At 49.7% G+C, this 17271-nt stretch carries 16 protein-coding genes; 13 read left to right on the forward strand and 3 right to left on the reverse strand.

Going from position 1 to position 17271, the window contains the following annotated elements:
* Positions 1 to 126 precede the first annotated feature (126 nt).
* Positions 127 to 318, forward strand: coding sequence for a hypothetical protein (locus ACYQ2C_RS15065; protein WP_460051887.1), 192 nt, complete (start codon positions 127 to 129; stop codon positions 316 to 318).
* On the forward strand, positions 308 to 457 hold the full coding sequence (locus ACYQ2C_RS15070; RefSeq protein WP_460103938.1) for a hypothetical protein: 150 nt from the start codon (positions 308 to 310) through the stop codon (positions 455 to 457). Before ACYQ2C_RS15065 ends, ACYQ2C_RS15070 begins: the two co-directional genes overlap by 11 nt.
* 286 nt (positions 458 to 743) lie before the next feature.
* On the opposite strand, the gene ACYQ2C_RS15075 is transcribed toward ACYQ2C_RS15070, so the two are convergent.
* Positions 744 to 1118 (reverse strand): methylglyoxal synthase, encoded by a 375-nt coding sequence (locus ACYQ2C_RS15075; protein ID WP_460103939.1) that lies wholly within the window; start codon positions 1116 to 1118, stop codon positions 744 to 746.
* 19 nt (positions 1119 to 1137) lie between these two features.
* Complete coding sequence (locus ACYQ2C_RS15080; RefSeq protein WP_460103940.1) at positions 1138 to 2166, reverse strand: LacI family DNA-binding transcriptional regulator; 1029 nt, start codon at positions 2164 to 2166, stop codon at positions 1138 to 1140.
* A 290-nt stretch (positions 2167 to 2456) separates the two neighbouring features.
* On the opposite strand from ACYQ2C_RS15080, the gene zwf reads away from it, so the two are divergent.
* From zwf to ACYQ2C_RS15130, 10 genes are all read left to right on the forward strand, one after another.
* The gene (gene zwf / locus ACYQ2C_RS15085; RefSeq protein WP_460103941.1) at positions 2457 to 3890 is read left to right on the forward strand and encodes a glucose-6-phosphate dehydrogenase; all 1434 of its coding nucleotides are present in this window, start codon (positions 2457 to 2459) and stop codon (positions 3888 to 3890) included.
* A gap of 17 nt (positions 3891 to 3907) precedes the next feature.
* The gene (gene pgl, locus ACYQ2C_RS15090) at positions 3908 to 4624 is read left to right on the forward strand and encodes a 6-phosphogluconolactonase (protein WP_460103942.1); all 717 of its coding nucleotides are present in this window, start codon (positions 3908 to 3910) and stop codon (positions 4622 to 4624) included.
* A gap of 13 nt (positions 4625 to 4637) precedes the next feature.
* Positions 4638 to 6464 (forward strand): phosphogluconate dehydratase, encoded by a 1827-nt coding sequence (gene edd, locus ACYQ2C_RS15095; protein ID WP_460103944.1) that lies wholly within the window; start codon positions 4638 to 4640, stop codon positions 6462 to 6464.
* A gap of 1 nt (position 6465) precedes the next feature.
* Entirely contained in the window at positions 6466 to 7473 is a 1008-nt protein-coding gene (gene glk / locus ACYQ2C_RS15100) for a glucokinase (protein ID WP_460103945.1), read from the forward strand.
* Positions 7474 to 7486: 13 nt separating this feature from the next.
* On the forward strand, positions 7487 to 8116 hold the full coding sequence (locus tag ACYQ2C_RS15105) for a bifunctional 4-hydroxy-2-oxoglutarate aldolase/2-dehydro-3-deoxy-phosphogluconate aldolase (protein WP_460103946.1): 630 nt from the start codon (positions 7487 to 7489) through the stop codon (positions 8114 to 8116).
* Between the two features lie 266 nt (positions 8117 to 8382).
* Positions 8383 to 9402, forward strand: a complete 1020-nt coding sequence (gap, locus tag ACYQ2C_RS15110; protein ID WP_460103947.1) for a type I glyceraldehyde-3-phosphate dehydrogenase — start codon at positions 8383 to 8385, stop codon at positions 9400 to 9402.
* A 31-nt stretch (positions 9403 to 9433) separates the two neighbouring features.
* Positions 9434 to 10867 (forward strand): pyruvate kinase, encoded by a 1434-nt coding sequence (pyk, locus tag ACYQ2C_RS15115; protein WP_460103948.1) that lies wholly within the window; start codon positions 9434 to 9436, stop codon positions 10865 to 10867.
* Between the two features lie 67 nt (positions 10868 to 10934).
* A complete protein-coding gene (pgi, locus tag ACYQ2C_RS15120; RefSeq protein WP_460103949.1) occupies positions 10935 to 12581 on the forward strand; it encodes a glucose-6-phosphate isomerase in 1647 nt (548 codons plus the stop codon).
* On the forward strand, positions 12559 to 13632 hold the full coding sequence (locus ACYQ2C_RS15125) for a carbohydrate kinase family protein (RefSeq protein ID WP_460103950.1): 1074 nt from the start codon (positions 12559 to 12561) through the stop codon (positions 13630 to 13632). Before pgi ends, ACYQ2C_RS15125 begins: the two co-directional genes overlap by 23 nt.
* 152 nt (positions 13633 to 13784) lie before the next feature.
* Positions 13785 to 14828, forward strand: a complete 1044-nt coding sequence (locus ACYQ2C_RS15130; protein WP_460103951.1) for a LacI family DNA-binding transcriptional regulator — start codon at positions 13785 to 13787, stop codon at positions 14826 to 14828.
* Between the two features lie 18 nt (positions 14829 to 14846).
* On the opposite strand, the gene ACYQ2C_RS15135 is transcribed toward ACYQ2C_RS15130, so the two are convergent.
* On the reverse strand, positions 14847 to 15812 hold the full coding sequence (locus ACYQ2C_RS15135; protein WP_460103952.1) for a family 43 glycosylhydrolase: 966 nt from the start codon (positions 15810 to 15812) through the stop codon (positions 14847 to 14849).
* Positions 15813 to 16034: 222 nt separating this feature from the next.
* On the opposite strand from ACYQ2C_RS15135, the gene ACYQ2C_RS15140 reads away from it, so the two are divergent.
* Positions 16035 to 17267, forward strand: coding sequence for an MFS transporter (locus ACYQ2C_RS15140; RefSeq protein WP_460051865.1), 1233 nt, complete (start codon positions 16035 to 16037; stop codon positions 17265 to 17267).
* The last annotated feature ends 4 nt before the right edge of the window (positions 17268 to 17271 follow it).

Genomic DNA, 17271 nt, shown 5'->3' on the forward strand with positions numbered 1-17271 from the left:
ATATTAGATTATTCATTGATAAACGGTATTCTCAAATAATAATCTAAATATTTTTAGGTTAATCAGAGGTTCCTATAGATTTAATAATTAAGAAAAGCATTATTACATAATGAAATTTGACTAAATGTGAATTTTAACAAAGATAAAGCTCTTTTTGATGCTCAAAAGCGTCTTGATGCGCGCCTAAAAGAAATTAATAAAAGGCATGAAAAAGGCATAGAGAACAGTACGGAAGAGCCTGATAGAATTCAATCGGGAAAATCACTAGATGAATTAGAAATTCGTCGTATTCAAAGGGAGCAGGAAGATGAAAACTAAAACAGTCTCAAGTTACGATATTCGAAAAGCTCTTGATGCTGCAATGAAACATGTTGATGCTAAAGAAGAAAGAATACGTAACAACACTGTTTCTGCGATTGCAAAGCGGAAAGTAATTCGCAACGGTAAATCCCTCTAAGGGCTTAAATGCTCTCTTCCCGACATACTTCAGATACCTCTGATTAAAGCGCGATTTAGTCAGAGGATAAAGATTTAAAATTTCTTCAAAATCTAAGTTGCTTATCGTTTTTGAAATTGATAACACATTTTTACATGGCTAGCAGTCGCTATTAATCAGAAGTTATTTATAAATAAAAAGCGTATTTTAATTTGCCTTTCTGTATGGTTTTTTTTTCGTAATTATTAGTCTGGCAGTTTGTTGATAATAATCATTATAAGGTTGTATTTGTTAAACCTTTTGATTTTTACGGCAGTAGGCTTTTTAGGGCATCGGCGCTTGCTGCGTTGCAGGCAAAGGGTACGTTGTAAAGAATGGCCAGTCTTAATAAGGCTTTTACGTCTACGTCGTGGGGATGCGGTGATAAAGGATCGATAAAGAATACCATTGCGTCTAAACGAGCTTCACAAATGGCCGCGCCGAGTTGTTGATCGCCGCCAAGGGGACCGCTTTTTAAGCGTGTTACGTTAAGTTGCGGGCATTTTTCTTGAATTAAACCGCCGGTAGTTCCTGTTGAAAGAATCGAAAGGTCTTTTAATTGGTGTTGATTTTTTTCAACCCAGCTTACTAGCTCGGGTTTTTTTTCGTCGTGGGCTACAAAGCCGATGGTTTTAATGGTCATGTTTTGGCTGCTCTGTTATTTATTTTATGTTTGCAACGGAATTTCGAAGAATTATCTTGTACGGGCATAACCCCGAGATTTTTTCTGGTGCTTGTTTTCGTATTGTTGCAATTAATGCATCGGCGCAGTTTCTTGCAATTTCTCGGGCCGGTAGTCTAACGGTGGTCAGTGGTGGCCAAAGGCGTTCAGCGGTGGGGCTGTCGTCAAAGCCAACGATGGATAAATCCTTCGGTAGGGTTAATCCTTGGGATAATGCGTATTGCATAGCGCCTGCGGCCATGGCGTCGTTGCAGGCGAATATGGCGGTGGGTGGATTGGGTAGTGCGAGCCATTGCTCGCAGCTGCCTTTACCGGATTTAAAATCAAAAATCCCGCGATGGCGGTAGGTATCGGGGCACGAAAATCCCGCCTCGGCCATAGCGTCTTCATAACCTTGCAAGCGCAAATAGGCGGCACCGTGGCTTGGATCGCCGCTGATAATGGCGATTTTTTCATGACCAAATTCAATTAGATGTCTGACTAATTCCCGAGCTGCGGCGCGCTCATCGATTCCGGTAAAGGGTGCGTTTGATGCGCTAGGGTCGCCCGGTTGCAAGCGGGCGAATGGCAACTGTTGTTGATCTAATGCCTGAATTAACGCTTGTGTGTCGCACATTGGCGGGGTTAATAAAATCCCATCGACCTTGCGCGATTCATACAATGCGAGCAACTCGCGAGTTAAGTGTGGATCGGTGTGATCGCAGGGATGAATAATTAATTCATAGCCCCATTTTTTGCAGGCCTCTAAAGCGCCAGATTGAGCATCAAATATGTAACTTGGGCTTGCGTTGGAATACACCAGTGCAATGTTAAACGTCAGGTTTCCGGCGAGACTTCTTGCGAAGTTGCTCGGTTGATAATTTAGCGCTTTGGCTGCGGTAAGCACTTTGTTAAGGGTGCTGGCACGGACGTTAGGTTCTTGGTTGATGACTCTCGATACTGTTTTGATCGAGACTTCAGCCAAGCGTGCAACGTCGCTGATGGTGGCTTTTTTTGATTCGTTTTCCATGAATGATAAATTTTCTAGGGTGGTTTAGGGCCTATTAACAGCGTTAGCGCAAATGCTCAGCCCAAAGCGTTGCGCCTCGATCGGGAGGTTTCCGGTGTAACCGAAACAGCCTGATGTATGTTAACCGGATCTAGAAAGTACTGCTCATTGACAGCGTTGTCAATTGAGAATAGGATGACAACGCTGTCATTACCATTGTGTGAAGATTAAATCGTTGCACAACGTGATTTATAAAGAATAACAATAGAACAATGAATCGCTGCGCCAGGCAGACTCAAGCGGAAAACATTATGAGAAGTGAAGCCGATATTATCGTATTCGGAGGTTTAGGAGATTTATCACTACGCAAGTTAATCCCCTCGCTGTACCGCAGCGTGGTTGCCAATCAACTGTCGGCGAACAGTCGAATTATTTTGGTTTCCCGAGAAGATGTCAGCCAACAACAGTGCCTTGAGCGAGCTGAAGCATCCCTGCGTGCGCACTTAAATGATGAGGAATTTGAGTCGAGTCACTGGAGCACGTTTTCCCAGCGGTTGTCATACTGTTTTCTCGATCTCGCGATCTGCGATGAGCGTTGGGATTCACTCAAAGAGCTCATTGGCAATGACGAAAGCCGCACACGAGTGTTTTATTTTGCCATTCCACCGGGCTTGTACGGTGACGTCTGTGCGCATCTTTCCAGTTGCCAACTGCTCAATAAAAATACCCGAGTGGTGGTCGAAAAACCCTTGGGTTACGACCGAGAATCCGCTGACTCCATTAATTCTCGAATCGCCGAGTTTTTGCCTGAAGAATCCATCTATCGAATCGACCATTATCTCGGTAAAGAAACCGTACAAAATCTAATGGCGTTGCGCTTTGGCAACGTTTTATTCGAGCCGCTGTGGGATTGTAAACGCATCGATAACGTGCAAATTACCATTGCCGAAACCGTGGGTTTAGAAGGCCGAGTCTCTTTTTACGATCGCGCCGGCGCTCTTCGAGATATGGTGCAAAATCATTTGTTGCAGATGATGTGTCTGCTGACTATGGAGCCGCCCACCAAGCTCAATGCTGATAATATTCGTGCGGAAAAATTAAAAGTATTGAAATCACTGCGCACTATCGATGCATCCAACGTTGCCGAAGACACAGTTCGCGGTCAGTACGGGCCTGGTGTGGTTGGCGGTAAAGTGGTGCCTGGCTATCAGGATGAACTCGGCGGAGCCAGCAGCACTGAGACCTTTGTCGCCATTCGCGCTCATATTGATAACTGGCGTTGGGCAGGGGTACCGTTTTATTTGCGCACCGGTAAACGTTTGGCCGAGCGTTTTGCGGAAATCGTCATTAACTACAAACCGGTCACTCACTGCGTGTTTGAACCCGATGCCGGGCCACTGCAACCGAATCGGTTGGTGATTCGTTTACAGCCCGATGAGCGCATTCAACTCACCTTAATGACTAAAGAATTGAATCGCCAAGGGATTCGTTTGAAACCGGCAACTCTTAATCTCAATTTTGCCGACACCTTTAAATACACCAAAAGTGATGGTTATCAGCGTTTGATTCTCGACGCTGTGCGCGGTGATCCCGCGTTATTCACGCATCGCGATGAGGTTGATCAAGCCTGGGCTTGGATCGACCCCATTATTGCCGCTTGGCAGAGCGAGCAGATTGACCCAGTGCAATACGCCGCGGGCAGTTGGGGACCAGACAAAAGTGTTGGTTGGTTTGGTGATCATTAACGGCGAGGTGCAAGACCATGGTTGAAGAGCACTTTTTTGCAGATCGCGACGAACTCATTCAAACCTTAGCGGCGCGCTGCGAAGCCCAATTACTTCACGCCATCGATCAACGCGGTAAGGCGTCGTTATTGGTCTCTGGTGGCTCCACACCGGCTCCGCTTTATCAAGAGCTTTCTCACCGCACACTCGACTGGTCGCGTGTTGGTGTGGGTTTGGTGGATGAGCGCTGGGTAAATGCCGATCACAGTGCCAGTAATGAACGTTTTATCCGTGAGCACCTATTATTTAATAAAGCCCGTGACGCTGCTTTTTATCCCATGAAACAAAACGGCATCAGTGCGCAGGCCGCGGCAGCAGATGTCGCCGAGTTGTATCAATCTAAGCTGAGTTGGCCTGCGGATTTGGTGATTTTAGGCATGGGAGCCGATGGCCATACCGCATCGTTATTTCCAAGAGCAGAGGGCTTGGAGCAGGGGTTAAATCCTGATAACCCGAGCGTTTGTTGCGCGATTAACGCGATCCGTTCGCCAGTGACCGGCGAGTATACCGAGCGGCTCAGTTTGACCTATGCAACCCTTTGCCGAGCCAAAGAGCTAGTGTTATTGATAACCGGCTCAGAAAAATTAGCGGTGTACCAAGCGGCGAAAACATGGCAAAACACCATTGACGATTGCCCGATAGCGGCGCTGTTGACAGATGCCAAAGTGACGGTTTCTGTCTTTTGGGCGCCTTGATAGAGGAATTCTTATGTTGCATGAATTGGTTAGCGAAGTAACAGAACGATTAAAAGAGCGCAGTGTTCGCACTCGCACAATCTATTTAGACCGAATTGAAAAAGCAGCGGGAGAAGGCCCAAGCCGTAAACGATTATCCTGCGGTAATCTCGCCCACGGTTTTGCCGCGTGCAACCCGTCCGATAAAGACGGATTAACCGGAGAGCAAAAGCCAAACGTGGGCATTGTGACCGCCTATAACGACATGTTATCGGCCCATCAGCCTTACGAAGACATGCCCAAGTTGATTCGCCAAGCCGTGCGTGATGCCGGTGGTGTTGCTCAAGTTGCCGGTGGTGTACCGGCCATGTGCGACGGCGTTACCCAGGGTCAAAGTGGCATGGAGTTGTCGCTGTTCAGTCGCGATGTGATTGCTATGTCCACTGCCGTGGCTTTGTCTCATGATATGTTTGATGCGGTTTTGTGTTTGGGTATTTGCGACAAGATCGTGCCGGGTTTGCTGATGGGCGCGCTGTCGTTTGGCCATTTACCGTGTATTTTTGTGCCCAGCGGGCCCATGACCACAGGCGCTTCTAACGACGAAAAACACCAAGTTCGCCAGCTCTACGCCGAGGGCAAGGTTGGTCGCGAAGAACTGTTGAAGATGGAATCAAAATCCTACCACGGGCCGGGTACCTGTACCTTTTATGGTACGGCGAACTCCAATCAAATGTTGGTAGAGATTATGGGTTTGCATTTGCCCGGTTCCTCGTTTGTCAATCCTAATACGCCGTTGCGCGAGGCGTTAACAATAGCTGCCGCTCAACAGGTGTTAAAGCTGACGGCACTCGGTGATGATTATCGTCCCATCGGTAAAGTGATAGACGAGCGGGCCATCATCAACGGCGTTGTTGGTTTGTTAGCAACCGGTGGCTCAACCAATCACACCATGCACCTAGTGGCCATTGCCAAGGCCGCTGGCATTCAATTGCAGTGGGACGATTTTTCTGAGCTGTCGAAAGTGATTCCGCTGTTGGCTCGCGTTTATCCAAACGGATCTGCCGATATCAATCACTTCCAGGCCGCAGGCGGCATGGGTTATTTAATGGCGAGCTTGATGGATGCGGGTTTGCTGCACACGGATATTCTGTCTGTGGCTGAAACCCCAGGGCTTCAAAGCTATCGCACCGAGCCATTCTTGGTGGGGGATAAAGTCGAATGGCGCCCAGCACCGGAAGTCTCGTTGGATTTGGATGTATTACGCCCGGCCAGTGAGCCGTTTTCCGAAGACGGCGGCCTAAAATTGCTAACCGGTAATATCGGCCGCGCGATCATCAAAACCTCTGCCGTAAAGCCAGAGCACTGGGTTATTGAAGCGCCTGCCATTGTGTTTGACGACCAAAACGAACTGGAGGCCGCGTTTAGAACCGGTGCTCTGGACAAAGATTTTGTCGCCGTCATTCGCTTTCAAGGTCCCAGAGCGAATGGTATGCCCGAGTTGCACAAACTCACGCCGGTGTTGAGTTCTTTGCAATCGCGCGGTTTTAAAGTGGCGTTGGTTACCGATGGTCGTATGTCTGGCGCATCTGGAAAAGTCCCCGCTGCCATACAGGTGACTCCAGAATGTGTTGCCGGTGGTTTGCTCAGTAAAGTAAACAACGGTGATGTCATTCGCTTAGATGCCAAGAATTGCACCTTAGAGTTGCTCGTGGAAGAGTCTGTCTTGGCCAATCGTATTACCGTCGTGCCCGACTTGAGCGCTCGCCAGAGTGGTACCGGACGAGAATTGTTCGGTTTGTTCAGAGCCAACGCCACAGACGCCGATCAAGGTGCCAGTGTGCTGCAACTGAGCGAGTACTGATGTGAACGCTGGAATCTCTGCTGCAATCTTAGTGGCCGATATTGGCGGCACCAACGCTCGGTTTGGTGTTGCCTGCGAAGACCCGGATTCCGGTGTAATCATCGTCAAACACCAACGCCAGTTTCTCTGTAGCGAATTTGACAGTGCCACCGAGGTTTTTGAGCATTACCGCCGAGAGTTAGACGCCGATTGGCCGACATTAGCGTGTGTGGGTGTTGCAGGCCCTGTGGTTTCTGATGTGGTGAAATTCATCAACCTCGATTGGCAAATCGATTACTCAACCCTTAAAGCTCAGTTTGGCTTCGACGAATTGCTGTTGGTGAATGATTTTGTCACCCAAGCCTACGCTGCCGTTCATTTGCCAGATGCGCAAATACAGTGTTTTCGTGCTGGAAAGCCCAAGTTGAGCACCCCAAGGTTGATTGTCGGCCCCGGCACCGGTTTGGGCGTTGCCGCACTAAAACCGCTGGGTAATGGCCGTTGGCTGGCAATTCCCGGTGAAGCCGGGCATGTCAGTTTTGCACCGTCCAATGAGCTTGAGCGTGAAATTCACCGTGTACTCAGTAATGAGTTGAGCTTTGTGGCAGTAGAAGATTTGATTTCGGGGCCGGGCCTTCAGAGGCTCTATCAGGCGCTGGCAAAAATCCGAGGCGAAACCGTGCGTTTACGCAGCGCGCCAGAGATCACCGCCGAGGCCTGCGAGCACCCTCAAGGTATTGCTTTTGAGACGGTGAATGTCTTTTTGAGTGCTCTGGGTGGTGCCGCCGGAAACGCCGCATTGACGCTTGGCGCCTTCGCGGGTGTTTATTTTGCCGGTGGTATTTTGCCGCAAATTCAATCGCTGATTGCCAACAGTGGTTTGATCTCAGCGTTTGAAAACAAAGGTCCATTACAACCGCTTTTATCGGAAACCCCGCTGCATCTGATCACCGGACAAACCCCGGCGTTGGTTGGTGCCGCACACTTACTTATCGACCAAATAGGTCTTACAAATACTTACTCCCGCTAACAGGAGACAAACAGTGAAAGCCTCACTCGAAGAAATTATGTCTGCATCTCCGGTCATTCCGGTCATTGTGATTGACGAAATATCTCAAGCATTACCGCTGGCCGAAGCACTCGTTGCCGGTGGTTTGAAGGTATTGGAGATCACCTTGCGCAGTGACTGTGCCATGGCTGCGATTGAGCTGATCGCCGAAAAAGTGCCAGGCGCATACGTCGGAGCCGGTACCGTGACCACGCCCGAACAGGTCACCGATGTTGTTAAAGCTGGCGCCTGTTTTATGGTGAGTCCAGGTTCCACCGAAAAACTGCTCGATGCTGCCGAGGCGTCACCCATCGAAATTTTACCGGGCGTTGCTACCGCCAGCGAAGCCATGCGCTTGAGAGAGCGTGGCATCACGCGCATGAAGTTTTTTCCCGCCGAGGCCGCCGGTGGTGTAGCTATGTTGAAATCGTTGGCAGGGCCCCTGCCGGATTTAAGGTTCTGCCCAACCGGTGGCATTACCCCAGAACTTGCCCCTAAATATTTGGCTTTGGCCAACGTTGCCTGTGTTGGCGGCTCTTGGATGGTGCCGAAAGATTTGGTCGCTGCGGGAGATTGGCAAGCCATCACCGAGTTGGCTAAAGAAGCCTCGAAATTAGCCCCTTAAGTATTCGAAAAAATCACAGAGGCGTTTAGCGCCTCGTTTGTAATCAAAAAATATCCGTTAAAAGCGCCCCTAAAAAATGCCCTGGGGCAGATAACTTAATGAGGCTCTGCGTTTTCAAACAATGCCGATAGCTCGATAGCTCGCGACGCTCAAACGACCAACTTTAAGCGCTGAACCTGTTGCTCGCGCGGGGTTTTGGCTCGGTTTGAGGTGGGCATACAAAAATAATAACGATAAAAATTAATTCAAATGTGTTGAGGTGAACAATGTCTACGCGTGTTGCAATCAATGGCTTTGGCCGTATTGGCCGAAATATTCTGCGTGCCTGCTACGAAGGTAACTACAAAGGTAACGACAACGATCAGATCGAAATCGTTGCCATTAACGACCTAGGCGATGCCAGTATTAACGCGCATCTGACCCAGTACGATAGTGTTCACGGTCGCTTTGCCGGAGACGTATCGGTAGAGGGCGATAGCCTGTTGGTCAACGGAGATCGAATCCGCTGTGTACAGGAGCGTTCCCCAAAAGACTTGCCTTGGAAAGAACTCGACGTCGATGTGGTGTTGGAGTGCACCGGATTATTTACCGATCGTGCAGCGGCTGCCGGACACATTGAGGCGGGTGCGAAAAAAGTCATTGTCTCGGCGCCGGGCAAAAACATGGATGCCACCGTGGTTTACGGTATTAATCACAAAGCGTTAAACCGCGATCATCAGATTATTTCCAACGCTTCTTGTACCACCAATTGCTTGGCGCCACTGGCGTCGGTACTCAATCGAGCCATCGGTATTGAACGCGGATTGATGACCACCATTCACAGCTACACCAACGATCAAAAGCTCAGTGATGTTTATCACACCGACTTGTACCGTGCACGCAGCGCTACGCAATCAATGATTCCCACCAAAACCGGCGCCGCTCAAGCGATTGGTTTGGTCTTGCCTGAATTGGCGGGCCGCTTGGATGGATTGGCGGTGCGAGTACCGACTATCAATGTCAGTTTGGTGGATTTCACCTTTGATGCGGCACGAGCAACCAGCGTTGATGAAATCAACAGCCTGATGGCCGAGGCCGCGCAGGGTGAACTTGGGTGTGTGCTCAATTACAGCGAAGCGCCCTTGGTCTCCATTGATTACAACCACAGCCTCGCGTCTTGTAATTTCGATGCCAGCCATACACGGGTGCAAGGTAATTTAGTGAAAGTACTCGCGTGGTACGACAACGAGTGGGGTTTTGCCAATCGCATGCTCGATAACACGCTGGCGTTAGCCAGTACGTTTTAAATTGGTCGGCACTGCACAGGTGAATTCGAACATGTTACGTAGAACCAAAATTGTAACCACGTTGGGTCCCGCAACGGATTCAGAACCGGTATTGCGCGCTCTTATTCAGGCGGGCGCCGATACGGTACGGCTGAATTTTTCCCACGGTAATCCAGAAGACCATCGCAACCGCGCCTGTTTAGTTCGCAAGCTAGCCGCTGAATGCAAGCGTTCAGTGGCGATTTTAGGGGATTTGCAAGGGCCAAAAATTCGCATTGCGCGCTTTAAAGACGGGCCCATCGAGTTGGCGGAGGGTGATTGTTTCGCGTTGGATGCCTCACTGGGACGCGACGACGGCGATATCGCGCAAGTGGGTATTGATTACCCTGAGCTGCCCAACGACTGCAAGGCTGACGATCTTCTTTTACTCGATGACGGACGCGTGGTTTTACGTGTTGAGCGTATCGCTGGCACTCGCCTCGAATGCATTGTGGTCAACGGCGGCCCCCTATCAAACAACAAGGGTATCAATCGCCAGGGCGGCGGCCTAAGCGCGCCGGCGCTGACCGAAAAAGACAGGGCCGATATCAAGCTCGCCGCTGAGATTGGGGTTGATTACGTTGCGGTATCGTTTCCACGCAGTGGTGAAGATATGAACCAAGCTCGACAGCTGCTAACCGCAGCGGGTTCTAAGGCGCACTTGGTGGCGAAAATCGAACGTGCCGAAGCGGTTGCCGATGCCGAAACCCTCGACGGTATTATCCTCGCCTCTGACGCGGTGATGGTGGCGCGTGGTGATCTTGGTGTTGAAATCGGTGACGCCGCATTAGTGGGGGTGCAAAAGCGCATTATCAGTCGCTCGCGTCAACTTAATCGCGCGGTGATTACCGCCACCCAAATGATGGAATCCATGATCAACAGCCCGCTGCCGACCCGTGCCGAAGTAATGGACGTCGCCAACGCTGTGCTCGACGGCACCGATGCGGTGATGTGTTCGGCGGAAACCGCGGCGGGCAAGTATCCGGTCAAAACCGTGGAGGCCATGGCGCGCGTGATTTTGGGGGCAGAGCGTGAGCGTAGCATTCAGCGCTCGGCGCACAGAATCCATCAAGAATTTTCCCACGCCGGTGAGTCCATTGCCATGGCGGCGATGTATACCGCCAATCATCTCAAGAATGTAAGAGCCATTGTTTGTTTAACGGAATCGGGCAATACACCGCTGTTGATGTCTAGAATCAGTTCAGGGTTGCCGATTTTTGCTTGCTCCAATCGGGCCGATACCTTAAGTCGTGTGGCCTTGTACCGAGGTGTGTACAGCTTGTGGTACGACGATGCTAACGGTCAACACACTACGGGCGAGTCGGTGGTGGAATTGCTGAAATCCCAAGGTATTGTTGCCCGCGGAGATTTTGTCTTGGTTTCTCAAGGTGATCAGGCCCATGTACAAGGCGGTACCAACACCTTAAAAATCCTGGCGGTGTCTTAGCCTGCCACTTATAAAAACCGCGTTGACCAACAGCGCTGTTGATGCTCATTATTTTTAGGCTCAAACCATGTCTATGCCAACGTTTATGCACAACGACGATCTGCTAGCGCTGCAAGAGGTGTTGGCGTCACAGTCGTTGCTCAGCTTGTTTGTTGAAGATGCCCAGCGTGTGGACCGATTTTCCTGCGAGGCCTCGGGGCTGTATTTGGATTATTCGAAGAACCGCGTCAACGAGCGGGTAATGGGCTTGTTGCTGGCAACTGTTCGAGAAAAGGGGCTGCCCGAGAAGATTCAAGCCTTGTTTTCGGGCGAGCTTGTCAATTACACCGAAAAACGCCCGGCGCTGCACACCGCATTGCGTGGCGCAATACAAACGCCCGTCGACAAGCAAACGCTCATCATGGCTGCGCAGGCCCAGATGGCGGCATTTGTGGACTCAGTCCACAGTGGGCGCTGGCTTGGGGCAACGGGTAAAACCATCACGGATGTTATTAACATCGGTATCGGCGGCTCGGATTTAGGCCCATTAATGGTCACCCAAGCATTAAGAGCCTATCGCCATAAAGGCATCCGCTGTCAGTTTGTCTCGAATGTGGATGCCGCCGATTTGCTTGCCAAGCTAGAAGTCGCTAATCCCGAATCGACCTTATTTGTGGTGGCGTCAAAAACCTTCACCACTCTAGAAACACTCACAAACGCCACGACCGCGCGCAGTTGGCTTATCGATGCCATGGGTGACAATGCCGATATCTCTAAACACTTTGTCGCCACCACATCCAACGTTGCCAATGCGGTAGCGTTTGGTATTTGCGAAGACAATGTCTTTCCCATGTGGGATTGGGTCGGTGGTCGTTATTCGTTGTGGTCGTCCATTGGTTTACCCATTGCGTTGGGTGTGGGCATGGATCACTTCAAAGCTCTCTTGGCCGGTGCCAGAGATATGGACACGCACTTTGCCAGCCAACCTTTTGAAAGCAACATGCCGGTCATTCTCGCGGTGCTTGGTGTTTGGTACGCCAATTACTGGGGAGCCGAGAGCCACGCGGTGATTCCCTACGCCCACGATTTGCGCACCTTTCCTAAGTATCTCCAGCAATTGGATATGGAAAGTAACGGCAAATCGGCGGGCCGTGATGGGCTTGTCAAATACACCACCGGGCCGATTATTTGGGGCGAAGCCGGTACCAATGGTCAGCACAGTTTTCATCAACTGCTACACCAAGGTACTCGGCTCGTACCGGTCGATTTTATTGCACCGATGAAGGCTAATCATGAGCACGGCGCGCATCAAATTCATTTATTTGCTAACTGTTTAAGCCAAAGTTACGCCTTGATGGTGGGCAAAACCCGAGAGCAAGCCAAGCAAGAGTTTTTAGACATTGGTTACAGCGAAGAAGAATCCGAGCGGCTCGCCGATCACAAGGTGATGGAAGGAAATCGCCCGACCAACACGATTTTGATGAATCAGCTGACGCCAAAAAACCTCGGGGCGTTAATCGCCTTGTACGAACACAAGGTGTTTGTGCAAAGTGTTCTGTGGGACATCAATCCCTTTGATCAATGGGGCGTTGAGTTGGGTAAAAAAATCAGCACCTTAATTTCAGCGGTCATGACGGATCTTGGTGATGCCGGAGACTTTGATGCCTCCACCCAAAACTTGATTCGGCGCTTCCAAACGGTTCAGGGAGACAATGATCACGAGAGTGACTCGTGATGTTAAACACTCATCTCCCGCTCATGGCAACCGAGCAATGGCGAACAACAGCACTACAATCGACAACATTAAAACCAACGAAACGACAACCGCAAGAGGTGCAACAGTGATAGGTATTATCGGCGAAGCATTGATGGATATGATGCTTGAAACCAATGGCACATTGTATCCGATGGTTGGCGGATCGCCGTTTAATGTGGTTCGTGCCCTTGGTCGATTGCGCGCACCGAGTTGTTATCTTTCACCGTTATCGCGCGACGCTTTTGGTGATCAACTAACAGCGGCATTGCTGCTTGAAGGTGTGCTCCTTAACGATGATTTTCGCTCGGATAAGCCGACGTCGCTAGCGGTGGTGAGCAAGAACGACCAAGGCCAGCCGAGCTACAGTTTATACCGCGACGGTGTTGCCGATCGCGATTTTACCGCCCAAGCGCTACTGGCAAATCTGCCGCAAGGTGTGCAGGTGATTCACACCGGTTCTTTGGCGATCGTGCCCGAAGAGGCGGAGAAAATTCGCGACATTTTAACCGTCGCGCGCGGACGCGGTATTTTGATCAGCATCGATATCAACATGCGTCCCGGCGTAGTTGCCGATACCGCCGGATACATCGCAGCGGTGAAATCGCTACTGCCTTTGTCTGACTTGGTGAAAGCCAGCGATGAAGATCTGATGTTGTTGGGATTAGACGGCTGTCCTGAACAACAATGTGAACAATTACGGAGCCACATGAACGGTGGCCTCGCGATCATCACGCTGGGATCAGAGGGTGCCATTGCGTTGAATTCGGCAGGTTTGGTTCGTTGTGCGGGTCTCAACGTCAGCAACGTTGTTGATACCGTTGGTGCCGGTGATTGTTTTCAGGCGGGGCTTTTGGCGTCGCTGTTTGCAAGTGGCTGCTTAACCTCAGAGCTTCTACCAAAAACCTCTTTAGACGTATTAGCGAAAGCCTTGCGTCAAGGATGCGCAGCCGCGGCGATAAACATCACTCGCAAAGGTTGCCAACCACCGAGTAAAACAGAACTCGATACATTACTTGAACAGCAAATATAACAACTCTGTAGAGTGTCAATGATTGGGCTTTTTACCGGCTTTGATCGCTTGCTGTGCACACGCTGGAAGGGCGGTGCTTTGTTGCAACTTCGCCCCCTTTTCTGTATACACCGTCAGTAACAGCAGTTCCACAGTCGGTTTTACAGCAGGATATGTCGTCGAAAACTAAGTCTCCCCAACTCACGCAAATGACCGATATCGCTCGGTTAGCCGGTGTGTCTGTGTCTACCGTTTCACGGGCGTTATCAGGCAGTGAGCTGGTCAACGAGAAAACCCGAGATTTGGTTAACCGAATCGCCCAAGAACACAATTATCGGGTCAATACCCGCGCGCGAAACTTCCGCAAAAAAGATTGCCTGACGTTTGCATTTCTGCTCCCTGCCGCCCATCGCGGTGATTGGAGTCTGTCCGATCCGTTCTTTATGGAAATTATGTCGTCGGTGGCCGAAGCCGTAGATAGTCGCGGGCACCAATTGTTGTTGGCCAGCACTCGGGCGATTTCGGGGGATTGGCTGAAAGACTTTGTGCAGTCTCATACTACCGACGGCGTGATTTTAATCGGCCAAGGTGGGCAGCATGTTCATATCAACGACATTGCCAAGAGCTTTCCATTTATCTCGGTTTGGGGTGCTAAGATTTCCGACGATCAAAGCTACTCAACCGTGGGTACCGATAACGAAGAGGGCGGCTTTAGAGCAACCAGTCATCTGTTGAATATTGGTCGCCGCCGCATCGCCTTTTTGGGCTATTCCAATCAGCCGGAAATCAAATTGCGCGACCAAGGTTATCGTCGCGCCCTGCGTGAATTCGGTTTAGATGTGTCACCGGGATTAGAGCGTATCGCACTGGCAGGTAAAGACGTGGGCTATCAAACCACACGCGAATTGATTCGCTCGGGAGTCGAGTTCGATGCCATCTTTGCGGTGAGTGATGTGTATGCCATTGCCGCGTTGCAGGCGCTGCAAGAAGAAGGACTTCGCGTACCGGAGGATGTGGCGATTGTTGGTTACGACGACATCGCTATGGCGTCTTTGTACAATCCATCGTTAACGACCATCCGCCAAAACCATATCGATGCCGGGCCTTTGCTGGTGGATAACGTGTTATCCGCCATGGCGGGCGAAAAGCCCAAGCACATTGAAATGGTGCCTGAGCTGGTTGTTCGCGCCTCTAGCGTTCCGTCTGTGAAAAAATAACGCTAAAGATCGGTTTGGCTACTCAGCCAAACTCAAGCTGCCATCGAGGTTTTGCTCAATTCGTTTGGGTGCACAAATACCGCTGACGAAGTTGCCGTTGCTGTCGAGATTTCTAAAGGCCATAAAGTACCAGTGTTTATCTGGGCCTTGAATAACTTTACCGGCATAAAGACTGCCAATGGTGTCTGCACCCAGAAAGCCGCTGCCCTCAACGGAAAAAGGGCCGAGAGGACTCGTCCCCGGAAAGTACTTCAATCCGGTTTGTGGATTCGAGTCATCAGCCGAAGCGTGGTACCTAACAGACACAGAACAAAATAAGTAATAACGCCCACCAATCAGCGCCACTTGCGGCACTTCCATCTCACCAAAAAGACCCGGTGCAAAAACCGGTGGTCCGGCTTCCCAGTGAATTAAATCTCGCGACGATGCATAACCAATAGCGCCACGCCCGGCGGGTTCGCCCTTATTGACCCGACAGGTAATCAACATGTGGTACAGATGTTCGTGTTCATCTTTGAATACCCAAGGATCACGCCAGGACTCGTCGTGCCAGAGATCAAGATTAATGCTGTCGTACCAGTGCGTATCGACACCGATCAACGGGTTGGCGGGGTGTTTTTGCCAAGTGATTAGATCGTGCGAAGTTGCCAAGCACACGCGCTGAATCAGGCCGTTTTCCGATTGTCGCCCACCGGTGTAAAAGAGATACCAAAGATCCCCTTCTTTAATAACAGAGCCAGTCCAAGTGGTTTTGGTATCGCCCGGCTCCTCCGTGTTTTCGTCCATAGGAGAAGGTGCAATAGCGTCGGGCAGAACCTGCCATTGGTTTAAATCTTGAGATATTGCGTGGCCGATACTGACATGCCAATGCCGATCATCAGGATGAAGTTTTCTATCTGATTGCAGATAAAACATATGGTAATCGTCGCCATCGACGGCAAACCAGAAATCCCAAACCCATTTATCGGTAAGATCAAAAGCCATGAAAGTATCCCTATAGATCGTAAGAGAATAGAAGTGAAACCGACGCGCTCGTTATTATTTAAATGTAAGTAGGGCGCCGTTAATGGCTCTAAGATAGATGGTCATGCAAACGATTGCAAAATTTTTTTGCAATCGTTTGCAATTTGTTCTGCAATACTGTGTAATGCACCACATAACAATAAAACGAGGGGTAGATAACACCCCCTAAATCGGAGGCTTCAAGTGTCTACTTCCAACCCGATTCCCGCCGCCAATGGAACTCTCATTCGTTGGTTGACCTATCTGATGTTCATGATGTTTGGCATGACCACAGACGCAGTTGGCGAAATCATCCCTGTCATTATTGAAGAATTTAATTTAAGTCTCACGGCCGCAAGCTCGTTCCATTACGCATCCATGGCAGCCATTGGTTTAAGTGGTTTATTACTCGGATTTTTAGCAGATCGCATCGGTAGAAAAGCCACCATAATTATAGGATTGGCCGTATTTGCGATAGCCTGTTGGCTATTTATGGTGGCGTCATCGTTTTATTCTTTCGTGGCTTTATTAGTATTTTGTGGCGTGGCTATTGGGATTTTTAAAACCGGCGCCTTGGCCATGGTTGGTGATATCTCCAGTTCAACTCGGGCACATTCCTCAAACATGAACATGGTAGAAGGCTTTTTTGGCGTTGGCGCTATTGTTGGCCCGGCGGTCGTTGCCTATCTATTGCAAAATGGCATGTCGTGGAAATATCTGTATTTAGTGGCTGGTGTTATTTGTTCAGCATTAATTATTGCCGCAGCTCTTGCGCGTTATCCGCAAACCATCAAAACCTGTTCAGAACCGGTGAGCTTTAAACAAACCCTACCCATGATGAAAAACCCTTACGCATTAGGTTTTTCGTTCGCGATTTTTTTATACGTGGCAACAGAAGTAGCAATTTATGTGTGGATGCCAACGCTTTTTCGCGGCTATGACGGCGAATACGGATGGATGGCGACCTACGCATTAACCGCATTTTTTATTGTGCGCGCTGCGGGTCGTTTTTTGGGGGCGTGGGTATTGCGATATTTTGATTGGACTCACGTAATGGCACTTTTCAGCGGTTGCATATTCGCGTGTTATTTGGGTGCCATGGTACTGGGTGTTGATTTTGCAATTTTCCTATTACCGTTATCCGGCGTATTTATGTCGATGATGTATCCAACGTTAAATTCCAAAGGCATCAGTTGTTTTCCAAAATCACAACACGGAACGGTTGCCGGTGTGATTTTATTTTTTACCGCATTATCTGCCGCTGTTTCGCCGTTATTAATGGGCGCAGTAAGTGACTGGTTTGGGCATGTTCGCTACGGTTTTTATTTTGCAGCGTTCATGGCTGGTCTATTATTTCTTGGTATGGTTTTAAATTTAATTCGCAACCCTGCTGCGAAACAATTAAACGCTCAAACGCTACAACAATTCAGCAGTTAAATTC

The organism is Sessilibacter sp. MAH3 (assembly GCF_054658275.1).

What these genes read in the sequence shown, in the direction of transcription:
- ACYQ2C_RS15125 (WP_460103950.1), top strand. Translation starts at nt 12,559, where the DNA reads ATGATCACGAGAGTGACTCGTGATGTTAAACACTCATCTCCCGCTCAT.
- ACYQ2C_RS15130 (WP_460103951.1), top strand. Translation starts at nt 13,785, where the DNA reads ATGTCGTCGAAAACTAAGTCTCCCCAACTCACGCAAATGACCGATATC.
- ACYQ2C_RS15070 (WP_460103938.1), top strand. Translation starts at nt 308, where the DNA reads ATGAAAACTAAAACAGTCTCAAGTTACGATATTCGAAAAGCTCTTGAT.
- pgl (WP_460103942.1), top strand. Translation starts at nt 3,908, where the DNA reads ATGGTTGAAGAGCACTTTTTTGCAGATCGCGACGAACTCATTCAAACC.
- pgi (WP_460103949.1), top strand. Translation starts at nt 10,935, where the DNA reads ATGTCTATGCCAACGTTTATGCACAACGACGATCTGCTAGCGCTGCAA.
- edd (WP_460103944.1), top strand. Translation starts at nt 4,638, where the DNA reads ATGTTGCATGAATTGGTTAGCGAAGTAACAGAACGATTAAAAGAGCGC.
- zwf (WP_460103941.1), top strand. Translation starts at nt 2,457, where the DNA reads ATGAGAAGTGAAGCCGATATTATCGTATTCGGAGGTTTAGGAGATTTA.
- ACYQ2C_RS15080 (WP_460103940.1), bottom strand. Translation starts at nt 2,166, where the DNA reads ATGGAAAACGAATCAAAAAAAGCCACCATCAGCGACGTTGCACGCTTG.
- pyk (WP_460103948.1), top strand. Translation starts at nt 9,434, where the DNA reads ATGTTACGTAGAACCAAAATTGTAACCACGTTGGGTCCCGCAACGGAT.
- gap (WP_460103947.1), top strand. Translation starts at nt 8,383, where the DNA reads ATGTCTACGCGTGTTGCAATCAATGGCTTTGGCCGTATTGGCCGAAAT.
- ACYQ2C_RS15075 (WP_460103939.1), bottom strand. Translation starts at nt 1,118, where the DNA reads ATGACCATTAAAACCATCGGCTTTGTAGCCCACGACGAAAAAAAACCC.
- ACYQ2C_RS15135 (WP_460103952.1), bottom strand. Translation starts at nt 15,812, where the DNA reads ATGGCTTTTGATCTTACCGATAAATGGGTTTGGGATTTCTGGTTTGCC.